This is a genomic window from Arthrobacter sp. FW306-05-C (genome assembly GCF_021801725.1).
In the GTDB taxonomy this organism is placed as follows: domain Bacteria; phylum Actinomycetota; class Actinomycetes; order Actinomycetales; family Micrococcaceae; genus Arthrobacter.
The window spans coordinates 660,977-675,831 of the sequence record NZ_CP084556.1 but is presented as its reverse complement, the minus strand read 5'-3'; the positions used below and the strand labels follow the sequence as shown (position 1 = coordinate 675,831).

Genomic DNA, 14,855 nt, shown 5'->3' with positions numbered 1-14,855 from the left:
TTGGTCCCTATTCCGCCCGTTTAGCGGCCAAAAGTGATGGCGCATCGCCGTTTAAGCCCTGTTGAGGATGGCGTTCGCGATCTCGTCCGCGTCGCGGAGGGTGCGCTGGCCGCTGCGGTACGCCGGGCCGCCCGCCTGGAGGGCCTCGGCGGCGATGGCTGTGCCCCACTGGGCGGAGGACAACTGCAGTCCCAGCACATACAGGTTCTCCGTCACGGATCCATTGGCGGCCACGGGTCGGTACGGGTGGGGCTCCACGTCCAGCCCGGTGGACTCGATGGGGGCGCCCTCCGGGGTCATCATGAGCTTGGGGCGCACCAGCCCATCCGACAGCAGCTGTTCCAGTACCGGGGAGTCGTTGGCCGAGACCCGGTTGCCGGGGGCCAGTGCTTCCACCATGGTCCGCGCGGCGGCGGGTGGACCGGCAACCCACGGCGAAGCCGCGGTGAACATCGCCGCTTTCCGGTCGATGCCAAACTTCGGGTCGGGGCCAACAAAGCTGACCACCCCGGCCCGTGCCAGTGCGGCGAGCTGTTCGGCCCGCAGCGCCGGCGGGCCGCTGGCCAAGCCCTCCACAAAGGACTCGAACCAGCCACGCAGCCCGGCGACCCAGGACTCATCGGTGATGCCGCCGTCGGCCACTGCTGTCTTGAGGACCGCCCGCCCGTGGTGCAGCGCCGCGATGGCCATTTTGACGGGGTCGTCCTCACCCAGCGCCGAGCGGCGCGCATCGTCGAGCAGGAACTCCACCACTGCCCCGTCGTGCTCCCCGCGGGATGCGAACGAGCGGCCCGACAGCGGAGCCGCAAGCCCGGGCAGGTCCAGCCGGTGCCGTGGGCCAACGTGGATGGCCAGGACGCTCTCCACGCCGTCTTCCCAGTTGGCGGCACTGTGCGCGTGCGGCTGCAGGGCCTCCTTTAGAGCGGCCAGGAATGCCGGCGCATCGGGCACCGCCCCGGGCTGCGAGCGCACCAGCGTTGAGTAGTAGGCCCACAGGGCGTCACGGTGCAGCAGCGGCCACAGGTCGTGGTCAAAGGACGGTCGGATTCCGGCCTTCGCCAACCGCTCGATGGCAGCCTCGGTGAGGTAGCGCAGGGTGATGGACGGGGCGTAATAGCCGGGCAGGGCCGCCTTTGCCCGGTACGGCGTGCCCCGCCGGGACGCAGCGATGATCAGCGGTTCCTGGCCGGACGGTTCGTACTCCAGGCCGCTGCCGGTGGGAACGAACTTCCCGCCGCGGCCTTCGGTGAGCTGGCCCATGGTGTCGAAGAAATTCAGCCCCATGCCACGGACCAGGACGGGCTCGCCGGCGGGGATCAGGTCCCAGTCCACATCCGCGGGCGCGGCCGGCGGGAAGTACTGCAACCCCAGCTGCACGGCTGATGCCTGCAGTTCGCGTTGTTCCGGGTTCAGGCGGGACGGAATGTGCCCCAGCGCCAGCACCACGGCGTTGGCGCGGATGATCGCTCCGGTGGCCAGGCCGACGTCGTACCTTCCGTCCCCGACGGGACGCACCGACTGTGCGGACGTTTCGTGGAATTCGACCGTGACGCCGTCGGGCGCCTTGTCCAGCAATTCCGCCAGGGTGCTGCGGAGGTACCGTCCGTAGAGGGCACGGCTGGGAAAGTCGGTGGACTCCAGCACCGCCAGTTCCGCAAGTTCGTCGGCCGTAAGGTCCGGCAGCGGGTCGCGCTGCTGCTGGGCCCGCCACTGGTCGAAGGTGGTTCCGGCAACCGGCGCCGGCAGCGACGCATCCTGGGGAATCAGGGTGGGATAGAAAGACTGGGTGTTCATGAGGAACAGCCGGGACTGGCCCGGCTGCCAGACATGCCCGGGACCTGCCGGATAGGGGTCCACCACGTCGACGTGCAGCCGGACCGGCCCGCCGGCCGCCGCCGCGTGGGCGAGCAGCCGCTCCAGCACGCTGGTGCCACGGGGGCCGCCGCCGATGATGACGGCCCGGTTGCTCTGCGAGAATTCCACGGATCCAGCGTACGGGCTGAAGACGGGGCCGGCGCCCACCGTGTGACTTGCCAGCCATGGGTGATGTTGTTTGGATGGGGCGCATGACCACCACAGCAGCTGATCAAGCGTCCGTTCCCGGTCCCGGCCGGGACACTTCCGGCACCGCAGCCCGGGAAACCGCACCCGAACCCGTCGACGAAAACGTATGGCTGGAGGATATCTACGGCGAGGAGCAGCTGGCCTGGGTCAAGGAACAGAACTCCCGTACCGAGGACCTGCTGGAGGACGGCGGCTACGCCGAACTGGAAGCCGGCATCCTGGAAGTCCTGGACTCAACGGACCGGATCGCCATGGTGGGCAAGCGCGGCGACTGGTACTACAACTTCTGGAAGGACAACCGGAATCCCAAGGGCCTCTGGCGGCGCACCACCTGGGACAGCTACTGCACCGGTTCGCCGGAATGGGACGTCCTGCTGGATGTGGACGAGCTGTCCCGCACCGAGGGCGTGGAGTGGGTGTTCCACGGCGCCACCTTCCTGCGCCCCGCGGCCGGCGAGCCCTACCGGCTGGCGCTGCTGGCCCTCTCCCCCGACGGCGGCGACGCCAACCGCTACCGCGAGTTCGACGTCGAAGCACGCGGCTTTGTGGATCCCGCCCAGGGCGGGTTCGACCTCCCCACAGCCAAGGGCAACGTTTCGTGGCTGGATAACGACATGCTGCTGGTGGCCTCTACCGCAGATGGCCTGCCCAAGACCGCCTCCTCCTACGCCCGGACGGCGGTGTCCCTCAAACGGGGCGAATCCCTGGCCACGGCACCGCGCATTTTCGAGGTGCCGGAAGACCACATGATGGCCGTGGCTGCGCACGATTCCACGCCCGGCTTTGAGCGGACCTTCGCCGTGGACTACATCGACTTCTTCAACCGCACCAACTTTGTGCTGCGCGACGAATCCTGGACGCCGATTGACGTCCCCACCGACGTCAACGTGAGCGCGCACCGGGAATGGCTGCTTTTCCGCCCGCAGCAGGACTGGGTGCTGGACGGCACCACCTATCCGTCCGGATCCCTGCTGGCCGCCAATTTCGAGGACTACCTCGGCGGCATTCGGCAGCTCACCGTCCTCTTCACCCCGGACGCCCACACCTCGCTGCAGTCCTGGAGCTGGACCCGGAACTTCCTGCTGCTCAACCTGCTCAAGGACGTCTCCTCCGAGATCCGGGTGCTGGACCCGTCACGGCCCGCCGGCTCCGCGGACGGCGGCTGGGCTGCCACTCCCCTGGATGCCTGCCCGCCGCTGCACGACGTCAACGCCTACGCCGTGGACGACGAGGACGAGGCACCGGCCGAGGGTGGGGCCGGTGACGACTTTTGGCTCATCGCCACCGGCTTCACCACCCCCACGACGCTGATGCGCGGCACGCTGGAAAAGGAACACGACGGGACGTCCGGCGTGGTGAGCCGGCACGCGACAGTCAAGACCTCGCCGTCGTTCTTTGCTGACGGTGACTACGAGGTGGAGCAGCACTTTGCAGTGTCCGACGACGGCACCCGGGTCCCGTATTTCCAGGTGGCTCCGCGGGGGCTGGCTTTGGACGGGCAAAACCCCACACAGCTGTCCGGCTATGGCGGGTTTGAGGTTTCACGGACACCTGCTTACAGCGGCACCGTGGGCCGGGCCTGGCTGGAGCGGCGGACCGCGCTTTCGGACGAAAGCGGCGGGAAGGCTCCGCACTCGCGCGGCGGCGTCTACGTGGTGGCGAACATCCGCGGGGGCGGCGAGTACGGGCCGGCATGGCACCGGGCCGCCCTGAAGGAGAACCGGCACCGGGCATATGAGGATTTCGCGGCCGTGGCACGCGACCTTATCTCGCGCGGCGTCACCTCGCCCCGGCGGCTGGGCTGCGTGGGCGGCTCCAACGGCGGCCTCCTGGTGGGGAACATGCTCACCCGCTACCCGGAACTGTTCAGAGCCGTCTCCTGCGGAGTGCCCCTGCTGGACATGCGGCGCTACACCAGGCTCTCCGCCGGGCATTCGTGGATTGCCGAGTATGGGGATCCGGACGTTCCCGAACAGTGGGAGTACATCAGGACGTTCTCGCCCTACCACCTGCTCAGGGACGCCGTGGAATATCCGGAAACCTTCATCTGGACGGCGACCTCCGACGACCGGGTGGGCCCTGTGCAGGCACGCAAGATGGCGGCCCGGATGTTGGCCATGGGCATCCCCAATGTCTGGTTCCACGAGGCTTTGGAAGGTGGCCACGCGGGCGCATCGGACAACCGGCAGGCCGCTGCGCTGCAGGCCCGCAGCCAGCATTTCCTGTGGAAGGCGCTGGCAGGCTGAACGCTTTAAATCCTGCCCTGACGGTCCGCCGGGCCGGCCCCGGCGACGTTGAGCGGCTTGCCCAGGTGCACGTCCGCTGCTGGCAGGAGACCTACCGGGGAATGCTGTCCGATGCCTTCCTTGCCTCAGTGGATCCGGCGGGGCGACTGCGGCTGTGGCGACACTTGCTGGACCGCCCGGAGCCTGCCGAGGCATGGGTGGCGTGCGACGGCGGGACAGTGGTTGGGTTCTCCGGCGCCCGCCGGCTGCCAGCGCCCGGTTCGCCCGAAGGGCACCCGCCGCCGTCGTCCGGGGACCTGGAACTGTGGGGCCTCTACCTGCTGGCCTCGCACCAGGGCCTTGGGCTGGGCGGCCGTTTGCTGGAGGCTGCCATCGGCACCAGCGCGGCGAGCTTGTGGGTGGCCGCCGGCAACAAGCGGGCCATCGGCTTCTACCGGCGTTTCGGCTTTGAACCCGACGGCGCCGAGGACGTCCTGGCTGACTGGGAGAACCTGCCCGAGATCCGCATGGTCCGCCCGGCACAGCGTTTCCTGTAGGGGGCGGCGGGACTTCAGCGATTGGTTTGGGTGGGGAAGGAAACCGTTTTGCGCTGCATGGCCGGATCTGCGTATCCTTGGTGGGCTAGCAATAGCGATTGGAGACGTGCCAGAGCGGCCGAATGGACTTCACTGCTAATGAAGGGTCGGGGTTAAACTCGACCGGGGGTTCAAATCCCCCCGTCTCCGCGTTTGGCCCCGGTCCCCGGACCGGGGCCTTTTGCGTTGCCTGCGCTGTCGGAATGCGCTGTCCACCACACGGACGTGCAGGGCGCAAGGTGTTGCCGCAGTGGCAGGATTAGCCCATGGCGGCACCCAGCAAACCACACCAGCCGGACGGCACCAGTTCAGGATGGAACCCTCGCCTGGCACTCCTGGTGGCAGCGACCTTCTTCATGGAATTCCTGGACGGCACGGTCCTCACTACCGCTATTCCCAGCATCGCGGCTGACTTCGCCATTCCCGCTGCCGACGTCAACATCACCATGACGGCCTACCTCCTGACGGTGGCCGTTGGAATTCCCATCAGCGGCTGGCTGGCTGAAAGGTTCGGTGCCAGGCGGATCTTCTGTGCTGCCATCGCCGTGTTCACCCTCGCTTCGCTGGCCTGCGCCCTCAGCCAGGACCTGGCCACGCTGACCCTGAGCCGCATCGCCCAGGGGGCCGGCGGGGCCATGATGGTCCCGGTGGGAACCCTGGTGGTCCTGCGCGGCACACCGAAGTCCGAGCTGCTGCGGGCCACCGCATTCCTGGTGTGGCCCGGGCTCCTCGCACCGGTCCTCGCACCGCTCGTGGGCGGCGCGCTCACCACCTACCTGTCGTGGCACTGGATCTTCCTGGTGAACATCCCCCTCGGCGCAGCAGCGTTTGCCGCGGCCCTGCGCCTGGTTCCGGTGACACCGGGAGACCCCGGCCGACGGCTGGACTGGACCGGCATGGCGTTGACCACCGTTGGGGTGGGCGCACTGGTGGCCGGGCTGGAGCTGGCCAGCAGCCATCCGGAGCTGCCCTGGGCCGGGATCAGCGCGCTGGCTGGAGCCGTGGCACTCACCGCCGCCGTGCTCTGGATGCGCCGGGCTCCCCACCCCCTGTTCAATCTCCAGGTCTTCCATGCCCGGACGTTCCGGGCCATGGCCACCGGCGGGTTCGTATACCGGGTCACCATCAGTTCGGTTCCGTTCCTGCTGCCGCTCATGTTCCAGACGGGCTTCGGCTGGTCACCGCTGCAGGCCGGTGCCATGGTGGCGGCAGTATTTGTGGGCAACATCGGGATCAAACCGGCCACCACCCCCCTGATCCGGAAGTTCGGGTTCAAGGCAATGCTGGTGTTCGCTTCCGTGGCATCAGCCATCACCTTCGCCGCCTGTGCCTTCCTGACGCCGGAGACCCCGGAAGCGTTGATGTTCGTGCTGCTGGTGTGCAGCGGCGCCTTCCGTTCCATCGGCTTTTCCGCATATGCGTCGGTGCAGTACGCGGACATTCCGCCGGCGCAACTCACGTCCGCCAATACGGTTTCGGCCACAATCGTGCAATTGGGCACGGGTTCAGGCATCGCCCTGGCAGCCCTGCTCATCCGGACCTTCAACGGCCCGGTGCTGGTACCGCAGGATCCGGCCAGGCCCTTCCGCGGTGCGTTCCTGGCGATGGCGGTCCTGATGCTCGCCAGCACTGCGGACAGCCTGCTGCTCCCGCGTCATGCGGGGGCGGCAGTGAGCCAGCGCGGTCACGGGCAGGACCAGTCCACCAGGCCGGGTACCACCGCGGACGGGGACACGCAGCCTGGCACCTCCGGCACAGCCGCCATGTCTACGCCTGCCCAAGCTGGCACCACCCAGCCTGCGGTCAGCCCGCCTGCGCCAGAACCAGGGGAAGTACCGCTCCCACCCCGGCCTGCCGAAGGGCGCGCCCCGCGACGGTAAGGGTCCAGCGGCTGTCGGCGAGGTCATCGATCAGCATCACGCTCTGCCCCTGCACCGACTGCAGGGCATCCTCGAGGTCCGGGCCCACCACCAGCCGGTCCCAAACCCCTGCCAGCCGGTAGGCGCTGTTGCCGCCACGGCCGCCGGTGGGGCCACCGTGCGCCAGCTGCAGCTCGCCAAGGTAGGGAATGCGTCCAATGTCGGAAATTCCGCGGGCCAGTGAGCCCACCAGCTGCGGCTTGCTCCGGGACGGCATACCAACAATCGCGGCAGGCCGGCCCGCCCCACTCCAGCCCGGGTTCCGGCTGTCGCCGGTTCCCCATTCGCGCAGGACCTGCACACATGCCTGGAGCATCGCGGGGTCCACCGGCCGGTCCTCCGCGCCGGCGGCGAACAGCTCCCGCAGGGCACCGCCCCACCCCAGGTCGGTCAGCCGGGCCAGGACGCGCCCCTCCGACAAGCCTTCGCCCGGTTTGAGTTTGCCTTTCACCGGCACTCCCAAACGGTCCATGCCGCTGGGCCACTGAAGCCGCGGCTCCAGGACGCCTCCTGCCCTGCTCAGCGTCTGGCCGGCAGCCGCGGTGGCATCCGCGGCAACGTCTGCGGGGAACCAGCGGCCCGCGCAGTTGTCGCAGCGGCCGCAGGGACGGGCTGTTTCGTCGTCGAGGACCGAAGTGATGTATTCCATCCGGCAGCCTGCAGTGTCCTGGTAGATCACCATGGAGTCCTGCTCGTCCACGCGGGCCTCGGCAATGCGGCTGTACCGCTCCGCGTCGTAAACCCACGGTTGGCCGGTAGACCGCCAGCCTCCACCGACCCGTTCCACCGCGCCGTCCACCGACAGCACTTTCAGGAGCAGCTCCAGCGGCGTGCGGCGCAGGTCGACGCGGACTTCCAGGGCCACCGTTGACAGGGCTGCACCGGCCTCGGCCAGTGCCGTCAGCACGGCCGCAGCCTTTTCCTCGGAGGGCATGGAGGCGGTGGCGAAGTATTGCCAGATCTCACGGTCCTCGGAGCCCGGCAGCAGCAGGACATCGGCGTTGGCAGCGCCACGGCCGGCGCGGCCCACCTGCTGGTAATAGGCGACCGGTGACGACGGCGCTCCGAGGTGGACGACGAAGCCAAGATCGGGCTTGTCGAAGCCCATGCCAAGCGCGGACGTGGCCACCAGCGCCTTGACCTCGTTGTCCTTCAGCAGCTGCTCTGCCCGCTCCCGGTCTGCCGGATCGGTCCGCCCGGTATAGGCGAGCACATTGTGTCCGGCTTCGGACAGCAGCCGGGCGGTGTCCTCCGCCGCGGAAACTGTCAGCGTGTAAATGATGCCGCTGCCGGGGAGATCGGCCAGGTGGGTCAGCAGCCAGCCCAGTCGAGCTTTGGAATCGGGAAGCGACAGGACTCCCAGCCGCAGTGAGTCACGGCCCAGGGACCCGCGGATAGTCAGGACCCCCACGCCGAGCTGTTCTTCGATATCGTGCACCACCCGGGAGTTGGCCGTGGCTGTGGTGGCGAGGACGGGTACCGAATCCGGCAGCCGGGTGATGAGGTCCGCGATGCGGCGGTAATCCGGGCGGAAGTCGTGGCCCCAGTCGGAAATGCAGTGGGCTTCGTCGATGACCAGCAGCCCGGTGCGTCGGAGGAGTTCAGGCAGTTGGGTCTCCCGGAATGCGGGGTTTGTGAGCCGTTCCGGGGAGACCAGGAGGACATCAACCTCATCGGCGGCGAGTTGCCCGCGGACGGCGTCCCACTCCAACTGGTTGGCGGAGTTGATGGCGACGGCGCGAACCCCGGCGCGGGCGGCGGCCGCCACCTGGTCCCGCATCAGGGCAAGAAGGGGCGAAACGATCAGGGTGGGCCCGGCTCCCCGGCGCCGCAGCAGGAGGGATGCCACGAAGTACACGGCCGACTTGCCCCAGCCGGTGCGCTGGACCACCAAAGCCCGCCGCCCGCCGTCGACCAATGCCTCAATGGCTTCAAACTGGCCGTCGTGGAAGACAGCGCCCGGGTTGCCTACCAGCCCGCGAAGCACCTCAAGCGCCTCGGCATGTGTGGCGGTCCCGGGCGCGTCCGGACCTGCCGTATCTGCAACTGCGTCAGCGGAAACTGGGGAAGCGTACTGGTTATTGACCATTGATTCAGTATCCCAGCACCCTCCGACAGCTGCGCATGCCTGCGCTCCTATGTGGAAACCGCTACAAGTGCGACGGAAAGCCGCGCCCGTTACGGGAAGCCCCTTGGCGGGGTGCGCCGCCCACGTAAGATAAAGCCCGTGACTAGCGAACAGACAACGACATTTGATCTCTCGGCCTCCTTCAAGGCCTACGACGTCCGCGGGATCGTAGGCGAGTCGATCACCGCCGAAATCGTCGAAGCCGTGGGGGCCGCGTTCGTGGATGTCCTGCAGCTTGAGGGCCAGACCATCGTGGTGGGCGGCGACATGCGCCCCTCATCCCCCGAGTTCACCAAGGCCTTCGCGAACGGAGCGGCAACGCGGGGTGCCAACGTGGAATTGCTGGACCTGATCTCCACCGACGAGCTGTACTTCGCCTGCGGTTTCCTCAACCGCGCCGGCGCAACCTTCACCGCCAGTCACAACCCTGCCGAGTACAACGGCATCAAGATGGCCAAGGCAGGCGCCGTGCCCATCTCCTCCGAAACGGGCCTCAAGGACATCCAGGCCCTCGCGGAGCAGTACCTGAACTCCGGCTCCATTCCCCGCGCCGGCACCAAGGGCCTCATCAGCGTCCGCGACGTGCTCAAGGACTACTCCGAGTACCTCCGCAAGCTCGTTGACCTCTCCGCATCCCGCCCCCTGAAGGTGGTGGTGGACGCCGGCAACGGCATGGCCGGGTTGACCACGCCTGCCGTCCTGGGGGATGCGCTGCTGCCCAAGCTGCCGTTCGACGTCGTCCCGCTCTACTTCGAACTGGACGGTTCCTTCCCCAACCACCCGGCCAACCCGCTGGAGCCGGAAAACCTCCGGGACCTGCAGGCCGCCGTCATTGAACACGGCGCGGACATCGGCCTGGCGTTCGACGGCGACGCCGACCGCTGCTTCGTCATCGATGAAAAGGGCGAGCCCGTGTCGCCGTCGGCCATTACCGGCATGGTGGCCCGCCGCGAAATCGCCCGGGCAAAGGCCCAAGGCGAGGAAAACCCCACCATCATCCACAACCTGCTCACCTCGCGCGCCGTGGCGGAGCTGGTGGAGCACGACGGCGGACGCGCGGTCCGCACGCGCGTGGGCCACTCCTTCATCAAGGCGGTCATGGCCAAGGAAGGCGCGGTGTTCGGCGGCGAGCACTCGGCGCACTTCTACTTCCGCGACTTCTGGAACGCGGACACCGGCATGCTGGCCGCCATGCACGTCCTGGCTGCCCTTGGCGAGCAGGACGGCCCGCTGTCCGAGCTGGCACGGGAATACGAGCCCTACGTCAGCTCCGGCGAGATCAACTCCGAGGTGGAGGACAAGCCGGCAGCGGTGGAGCGGGTACGCCAGGCCTTCGCCGACCAGGACCTGACCATCGACAACCTGGACGGCAGCACGTTCACCGCCAACGACGGCAGCTACTGGTTCAACCTGCGCCCGTCCAACACCGAGCCGTTCCTGCGGCTCAACGCCGAGGCCACGGACCGGGCCACCATGGAACGCATCCGCGACCGCGTCCTGTCCCTGGTACGGGCCTAGTACCGGATGACCGACTACACGGGGCAGGCAGCGGACGGCAACGGCGGGCAGGACAGCTGGCGCGATTCCGTCTCCGAAGCCACGGCAACTGACTTGGAGAATCTCCTGGGCACGGGCGTCAGCGCGGCCCAGGAGCAGCTTCAGCGCAATGGCGGCTTCCTGCCCTTCGCACTGACAGTCCAGAACGACGGCGAGGTGCGGCTGGTTGCCGTCTCCCCGGCAGATGCCGCGGAAGGCATGGACGGGGACTTCGACGCCGACGCCATGATCAACGACCTGCAGGCACTCCTGCGCCAGAACAGGGACGACTTCCGGGCCGCGGCCGTGGTCTGCGACATCCTCCTGGTGGAGGAGGATTCGGACGCCATCCACGTGGCGGCTGAGCACCGGGACGGTTCCCTCTTCGCAGCCGTCCTGCCGTACTCGGCCAACGCGACCACCCAGACCTGGGAATTTGGTGAGTTGGGCGCGGACGCCAGCGAGCCCACTATCTGGGTGGACTAGACCGGAACTCCAGCAATGAAGATCAACGCCTTCGCCGACGTCAGCCTGCGCGCGCTCATGGTGCTCGCAGCCGTGCCGGACGGAACGCTGCTCACCACCCAGAGCATCGCGGACTCCGTGGGGACGCCCTACAACCACGTGAGCAAGGCCATGGCCAAGCTGCGGAGCATGGGGCTGATCGAGGTGGTCCGCGGCCGGTCCGGCGGCTCGCGGCTCAGCCATGCCGGGCGGGTGGCCACGGTGGGCCAGATCCTGCGGCAGCTGGACACCCGTACGGATCCCGCCGACTGCGTGGCGCCGGGCGGCAATTGCCCCCTGATCAACGAGTGCAAACTCAGGAGTGCGCTGGCCCGCGCCCGTGAGGCCTTCTACGCCGAGCTCGACTCCGTAGTGATCGCCGACCTTCCGCAGGCCCGGCAGATGGCGCCGGTTTTCCAAATGATCGGCCTCCGGCCCGGGCTATAGCTTCCCCATAACCGGGCGCTTGCTATCGGTTTGGATCAAACTTCTACAAGGTGTAGAACTGAGTCAGAAATACTTGTATTTGAAATATGAGTTTTCCTCCGGCCGGACGAAGGCCCCGGCCATAACCTCAGGAGTACAGATGCTCTCGGACAAGTCCCGCCCCGTCATCGAGGCCACCCTGCCGCTGGTCGGCTCCCGGATCGGATCCATCACCCCCAACTTCTACGCCCGCCTTTTCGCGGCGCACCCAGAACTGATGGATGGCTTGTTCAGCCGCTCCAACCAGCGCTCCGGCAACCAGCAGCAGGCGCTCGCCGGGAGCATCGCCGCCTTCGCCACCCACCTGGTCAACAACCCGGGCACCCTGCCGGAAACCGTCCTTTCGCGCATCGCCCACCGGCACGCTTCCCTGGGCATCACCGAACCGCAGTACCAGGTGGTCTACGAGCACCTGTTCGCGGCCATCGCCGAAGACCTGGCCGAGGTCATCACGCCGGAGATCGCCGAAGCCTGGACCGAGGTGTACTGGCTGATGGCAGATGCTTTGATCAAGCTCGAGAAGGGCCTCTACGCCGCCCAGGCCAATGACAGGATGTGGACCCCCTGGCGTGTGGCCGCGAAGACTCCCGCGGGAACCGGGTCCATGACCTTCACCCTGGAACCAGCGGATGACACCCCCGTCACCCCCGCCCTGCCCGGCCAGTACATCAGCGTCAAGGTGGCGGTTGCGGACGGCCTGCGCCAGGTCCGGCAGTACTCCCTCTCCGGTGACGCCGGCACCAGCCGCACCTTCACCACGAAACTGGACGACGGCGGCGAGGTCTCCCCCGTCCTGCACAACACCGTCCAGGTGGGTGACGTCGTCGAAATTTCCAACGCCTACGGTGAGATCACGTTGAAGGAGGGCGACGGCCCGGTGGTCCTCGCGTCGGCGGGCATCGGCTGCACCCCCACCGCCTCCATCCTCCGCTCCCTTGCCGAGTCCGGCTCCGACCGGCAGGTCCTGGTGCTGCACGCAGAAAGCACCCTGGACAGCTGGGCCCTGCGCAGCCAGATGACGGACGACGTGGAACGCCTCGACGGTGCCGAACTGCAGCTTTGGCTTGAAAAGCCGGTGGACGGCGCCAAGGAAGGCTTCATGTCCCTGCGCGAAGTGGACCTTCCCGCGAACGCCTCGCTATACCTCTGCGGCCCGCTTCCATTCATGAAGAACATCCGCAATGAGGCCATCAACGCCGGCATCCCCGCCACGCGCATCCACTACGAGGTCTTCGGCCCGGACATCTGGCTCGCCAGCTGAATCCACTGCTCCGCACTTGTCGTTTTGCCGGTTGAAAACGACAAGTGCGGAGCAATCGAGGGAGTGGGCCCAGAGCTCTTCGGGAACGACGACGGCCCCGCACCTTTCACAAAAGGTGCGGGGCCGTCGTCGTACTTATTGCGGTGAAGCCTGATCAGCCGAGGCGGGCCTTGAGGCCGGCCAGCTCGGACTGCAGTGCCTGCGGCAGGGACTCGCCGAAGTTGCCGAACCATTCCTCGATCGAGGCAAGCTCGGTGGCCCATTCAGCGGGGTCGACCTTGACGGCTTCCTCCACCTGCGCGGGGGTCATGTCCAGGCCGTCCAGGTCAATGGCGTCGCCGGTGGGCACGAACCCGATGGGGGTTTCAACGGCGTCCGCCTTGCCCTCGAGGCGCTCGATGGCCCACTTGAGGACGCGCGCGTTGTCGCCGAATCCGGGCCAGGCGAAACCGCCCTCGGAGTTCCGGCGGAACCAGTTGACCAGGAAGATCCTGGGCAGCCGCTCCGGGTTGGCCTTGGCGGACAGGTTGACCCAGTGGTTGAGGTAGTCGCCTGCGTCGTAGCCGATGAAGGGCAGCATGGCCATGGGGTCGCGCCGGACCACACCGACGGCGCCGGCAGCAGCAGCCGTTGTCTCGGAGGACAGGGTGGAGCCCATGAAGATGCCGTTGGACCAGCTGCGGGCCTCGGTGACCAGCGGGATAGTGGTCTTGCGGCGGCCGCCGAACAAGATGGCTGAGAGCTCCACGCCGTCGGGGTTGTGGTACTCCTCGGCCACCATGTCGATCTGGTCGATCGGGGTGCAGAAGCGGGAGTTGGGGTGCGCTGCCGGCTTGTCGGAGTCCGGGGTCCAGGAGTTGCCCTGCCAGTCGGTCAGGTGCGAAGGGACCTCGTCCGTCATGCCCTCCCACCAGACACCGCCGTCGTCGGTCAGTGCCACGTTGGTGAAGATGCTGTTGCCCTTGGCGATGGCGCGCATGGCGTTGGGGTTGGTGCCCCAGCCGGTGCCCGGCGCAACACCGAAGAGGCCGGCCTCGGGGTTGACGGCACGCAGCTCGCCTTCCTTGCCGAACCGCATCCAGGTGATGTCGTCACCCAGGGTCTCCACCTTCCAGCCCTTGATGGTGGGGTCCAGCAGTGCGAGGTTGGTCTTCCCGCAGGCGGAGGGGAAGGCCGCCGCGACGTAGTAGGTCTTCTGCTCCGGGGAAGTCAGCTTAAGGATGAGCATGTGCTCTGCCAGCCAGCCTTCGTCGCGTGCCATGACGGAGGCGATGCGCAGGGCGTAGCACTTCTTGCCCAGCAGGGCGTTGCCGCCGTAGCCGGAGCCGAAGGACCAGATGGAGCGCTCCTCCGGGAAGTGGACAATCCACTTGTCCGGGTTGCACGGCCACGGCACGTCGTCTTGGCCCGGTTCCAGCGGAGCGCCCACGGAGTGCAGTGCCGGAACGAAGAAGGCGTTGGCTTCCGTAATGCGGTTCAGGACATCGGTGCCGATGCGGGCCATGATGCGCATGGAGGCCACAACGTAGGCGCTGTCGGTGATCTCCACCCCGAACTTTGGGTCCTCGGCGTCGAGGTGGCCCATGACGAAGGGGATGACGTACATGGTGCGGCCGCGCATGGACCCGGCGAACAGCCCGCGCAGCTTGTCCTTCATCTCGCGGGGTTCCATCCAGTTATTGGTGAAGCCGGCGTCGCGCTTGTTTTCGGAGCAGATGAAGGTCTGTTCCTCGACGCGGGCAACGTCAGCGGGATCTGAGAACGCGGCGAAGGAGTTGGGGAACAGGTCCTGGTTGAGCCGGGTCAGGGTTCCAGCAGCAACAAGTTCGTCGGTGAGACGGGTGTTTTCCTCTTCGGACCCGTCAACCCAGTAGATGCGGTCCGGCTGCGTAAGCTCAGCAACCTCTTCGACCCATGCCAGCAGACCGGCATGTGTGGTGGGTGCTTTCTCAAGCAGCGGCTTCTGCGCCAGATCGCCCATTGCAGTTCCCTTCCTCGGGTTCATCGGTGTGAGCTAAATGCTATGGTCCGGACCAGTGGGGTTTTTGGGGATTTTGACTGACATCTCAGGTCACCGAAAGTGAATTCCGCGGAAAATCAAGGAATTATCGCCACAAATCCGCGGATTAAGTGACG

10 protein-coding genes and 1 tRNA gene are annotated in these 14,855 nt (G+C 67.2%); 8 read left to right on the top strand and 3 right to left on the bottom strand.

Annotated features, from left to right (window positions below; all coding sequences use genetic code 11):
- Nucleotides 1-51: 51 nt before the first annotated feature.
- Complete coding sequence (locus LFT44_RS03260; RefSeq protein ID WP_236801068.1) at nt 52-1,983, bottom strand: FAD/NAD(P)-binding protein; 1,932 nt, start codon at nt 1,981-1,983, stop codon at nt 52-54.
- 83 nt (nt 1,984-2,066) lie between these two features.
- Here LFT44_RS03260 and LFT44_RS03255 point away from each other — a divergent pair, with 83 nt between their 5' ends.
- From LFT44_RS03255 to LFT44_RS03240, 4 genes are all read left to right on the top strand, one after another.
- Nucleotides 2,067-4,310 (top strand): prolyl oligopeptidase family serine peptidase, encoded by a 2,244-nt coding sequence (locus LFT44_RS03255; protein WP_236801067.1) that lies wholly within the window; start codon nt 2,067-2,069, stop codon nt 4,308-4,310.
- Nucleotides 4,289-4,846, top strand: a complete 558-nt coding sequence (locus tag LFT44_RS03250) for a GNAT family N-acetyltransferase (RefSeq protein WP_236801066.1) — start codon at nt 4,289-4,291, stop codon at nt 4,844-4,846. Before LFT44_RS03255 ends, LFT44_RS03250 begins: the two co-directional genes overlap by 22 nt.
- Nucleotides 4,847-4,946: 100 nt before the next feature.
- Nucleotides 4,947-5,035 (top strand) — tRNA-Ser (locus LFT44_RS03245).
- A gap of 116 nt (nt 5,036-5,151) precedes the next feature.
- A complete protein-coding gene (locus LFT44_RS03240; protein ID WP_236801065.1) occupies nt 5,152-6,765 on the top strand; it encodes an MFS transporter in 1,614 nt (537 codons plus the stop codon).
- On the opposite strand, the gene LFT44_RS03235 is transcribed toward LFT44_RS03240, so the two are convergent.
- Nucleotides 6,689-8,893: a RecQ family ATP-dependent DNA helicase gene (locus tag LFT44_RS03235; RefSeq protein WP_236801064.1), complete on the bottom strand. Its 2,205-nt coding sequence runs from the start codon at nt 8,891-8,893 to the stop codon at nt 6,689-6,691. The two genes, LFT44_RS03240 and LFT44_RS03235, sit on opposite strands and share 77 nt — an antisense overlap.
- 138 nt (nt 8,894-9,031) lie before the next feature.
- Here LFT44_RS03235 and LFT44_RS03230 point away from each other — a divergent pair, with 138 nt between their 5' ends.
- From LFT44_RS03230 to LFT44_RS03215, 4 genes are all read left to right on the top strand, one after another.
- On the top strand, nt 9,032-10,450 hold the full coding sequence (locus LFT44_RS03230; RefSeq protein ID WP_236801063.1) for a phosphomannomutase/phosphoglucomutase: 1,419 nt from the start codon (nt 9,032-9,034) through the stop codon (nt 10,448-10,450).
- A 6-nt stretch (nt 10,451-10,456) separates the two neighbouring features.
- Nucleotides 10,457-10,954: a hypothetical protein gene (locus tag LFT44_RS03225; protein WP_236801062.1), complete on the top strand. Its 498-nt coding sequence runs from the start codon at nt 10,457-10,459 to the stop codon at nt 10,952-10,954.
- Between the two features lie 15 nt (nt 10,955-10,969).
- Entirely contained in the window at nt 10,970-11,419 is a 450-nt protein-coding gene (locus LFT44_RS03220) for an RrF2 family transcriptional regulator (protein WP_236801060.1), read from the top strand.
- Nucleotides 11,420-11,558: 139 nt separating this feature from the next.
- Nucleotides 11,559-12,719: a globin domain-containing protein gene (locus LFT44_RS03215; protein ID WP_236801058.1), complete on the top strand. Its 1,161-nt coding sequence runs from the start codon at nt 11,559-11,561 to the stop codon at nt 12,717-12,719.
- Between the two features lie 154 nt (nt 12,720-12,873).
- Here LFT44_RS03215 and LFT44_RS03210 read toward each other — a convergent pair whose 3' ends face one another.
- Nucleotides 12,874-14,700: a phosphoenolpyruvate carboxykinase (GTP) gene (locus LFT44_RS03210; RefSeq protein WP_236801056.1), complete on the bottom strand. Its 1,827-nt coding sequence runs from the start codon at nt 14,698-14,700 to the stop codon at nt 12,874-12,876.
- Nucleotides 14,701-14,855: the final 155 nt, after the last annotated feature.